This is a genomic window from Campylobacter sp. GB48 (genome assembly GCF_049221845.1).
GTDB classification, from domain to species: domain Bacteria; phylum Campylobacterota; class Campylobacteria; order Campylobacterales; family Campylobacteraceae; genus Campylobacter_D; species Campylobacter_D lari_C.
This window is the reverse complement of the sequence record NZ_JBMJAR010000037.1, coordinates 1-2,372: the sequence shown is the minus strand read 5'-3', so window position 1 is coordinate 2,372 and position 2,372 is coordinate 1. Positions and strand designations below refer to the sequence as shown.

Genomic DNA, 2,372 nt, shown 5'->3' with positions numbered 1-2,372 from the left:
ATTACTATTTTTATTATCTATAGAACATAAAGGAGCAAAGGAATTTTGTATGTTTTTGTAGTAGGGGTAGAGAGAGTTATTGGAAAGATTAAATGCTTGTTGAGTTTTATTTGCACTGAAATAAAGAATTTTTTGCGTTGGTTTTTTGATTAAAGAAACCACAGCACCTGGTCCAACTATACTCCCAATATAGTATAACGGTTGTTTTTGAAAATCTTGTTTTAAGAATTGAAATGTTTGCTTTCTAATTTGATCATTTGAGATTATAAGTTTAATGGCTTTATAAAAGACTTCGGCTTGTTCAATAGCTTCATCTTGTTTTGTGTTATCATCTAAAATTATATTTTCAACTCCAATAATTTTTATTACAAAATGTCCAAATTCTAAAGCCGTCATAACTGTAGAGTCAAATATACCATTTACTAAATCATCAATATGTTGCAAAATATTCTTATTGTTAGACATTTTATTAGTCCTTTATTTTATTTAAATAGATAAAATATACTAAAATAATTTTATAAAATAAATAAAAAACTATTGAAAAAATAATTTTTAAATTTGTATTTAAATGAAAGAATTCTAACAAATCCATAAAATAATTCCATAATATAAACAAAATTAAAATATCATTAAAAATGCTATATAAAAAAATAAATAATGAATTTGCTTTATATTTGGCTTTACATTTTTTACAAACTAGTTCTTTACCAAAACCCAATAAAAATACATTTGATGCATTTTGTAATTTATTGATTTTTGTTTTACAAACTTCGCATTCTTTATAAATAGACATTTATTTTTCCTATATAATTTAAAAATTATCTTTAAAATTTAAATTATTTTCCGCATGCATTTAATCTTCCTTTAGCAATATTTATGAAATAATTATATCTTTTTGCTTTATATATTGTTGGGTATATCATTTCTTGAATTTCGGTTTTTAGTTTTGTTTTATATAATAAATTCATTTTTTTATAAGAATTAATCATATTTTCTAATAACTGTTCTTTTTGAGGTATAGAACACATAAAGTTTTTATCTAGGCTTGAAGCAAATGGGATTAAATTAAAAAGAAAATAATCAGCATTAAAGGCTATTTTCATAAGTGCATAAGTGTCAGGCAATGCATCTATTTTGTTAATAAAAATGATATATCTATCCATAATGCTTATAAAATTATTCATTTCGTTTAAATTGGTAGTGCTATTAGAAGCAAGATAAAAATAATTAAGATTAGTTTCACTTTTTCTTCCAAATATACTTACTTTATTTCTAAGAGCTACCAAATAAGCATTGTCTAAACCTAAAATTTGCATAAATTTAAAATCTTTTTTAAAATTATGCATATAATTTAATAGTTCTTTTTGATTAAGTTTTAATTCTTGATTTAAGTTTTGTTCTACAAAAACTTTTTTAAATTCTTCTTCGTTGCTCTTAAATAGTTTGTATATATCTTTAGCATTTTGATATTCTTTTTCATGATTATACTTATCCCAAAAGATAAGCCCTAAAGGACGATAAGCTAAGCTTATAAAAATAATCAAAGCTATAAGTAAACCACAGGGTATATAAAATCTTTTAAGTTTATAAAAAGGTTTTTTCATTTATATTCCTTGATATTCTAAAAATAGTTTTTGTGTCTTTTTCTATTTCGTTTTAGGTTTTATTTTGAGTGTTAAGTTCTATCTCATTCATTTGTGCATTCTTTTAGTTTAGATTGTAGGGTATCGAGTTGATTGATTTGTTTTTGACCGAGTTTGAGTTTTGGATAATTATTGTTTATATTTTCTATTTTCATTTTAAGATAATCATCTTTATAGGCAATAAATTTAATTTTTGAATTTATAAGATTGATATATCTATCAACTGCAATATTAATTTTTTCTATGCCATTTAGAATTGCTATGGTTTTGGGATTATCTAAATCACAAACAGGAGCTATGGAAAGTTCTCTTAGGTATATATTATTAGCAAACGCACCATCTAAGCCAATCAATAGATTAATATATGTTACAATTTCTATTATTTCAAAATCATTATCATTTTTTTTCAAAAAATCCTCTTCTAAACGAGTATTTAGAAAAAATAAAAAATCTTCAAAAACTTTAAATCTTTCCTTATCAAATAAAAAATAAGTTTTATGATTTGTGATATTTCTTTCATTGTATAAAAGATAGGATATAATATCGTTATTTAAATTTAAAACAATTCGACTAGCTTTTCTTGAAAGTTCCTCATCTTCATCTAGGAATGAATAAATAGTTAAAGTTCTTACATCTTCAATACTAGCTTGTATCATCTTAAGATTTTTAATAATCATTTGTGTAGCTTTTTCTTGATTATAGTTTTCTTTGCTTAAATTCTTAGCATAT

At 22.7% G+C, this 2,372-nt stretch carries 2 protein-coding genes and 1 pseudogene; all 3 read right to left on the bottom strand.

Annotation, left to right across the window (positions count from 1 at the left end; genetic code table 11):
- Window positions 1-465, bottom strand: a pseudogene (locus ACOTVC_RS08530) (hypothetical protein); the annotation flags it as partial.
- A 371-nt stretch (window positions 466-836) separates the two neighbouring features.
- Window positions 837-1,604, bottom strand: coding sequence for a hypothetical protein (locus ACOTVC_RS08525; protein ID WP_421628326.1), 768 nt, complete (start codon window positions 1,602-1,604; stop codon window positions 837-839).
- Window positions 1,605-1,687: 83 nt separating this feature from the next.
- The coding region (locus tag ACOTVC_RS08520) for a hypothetical protein (protein ID WP_421628325.1) at window positions 1,688-2,372 on the bottom strand (685 nt) is incomplete at its 5' end.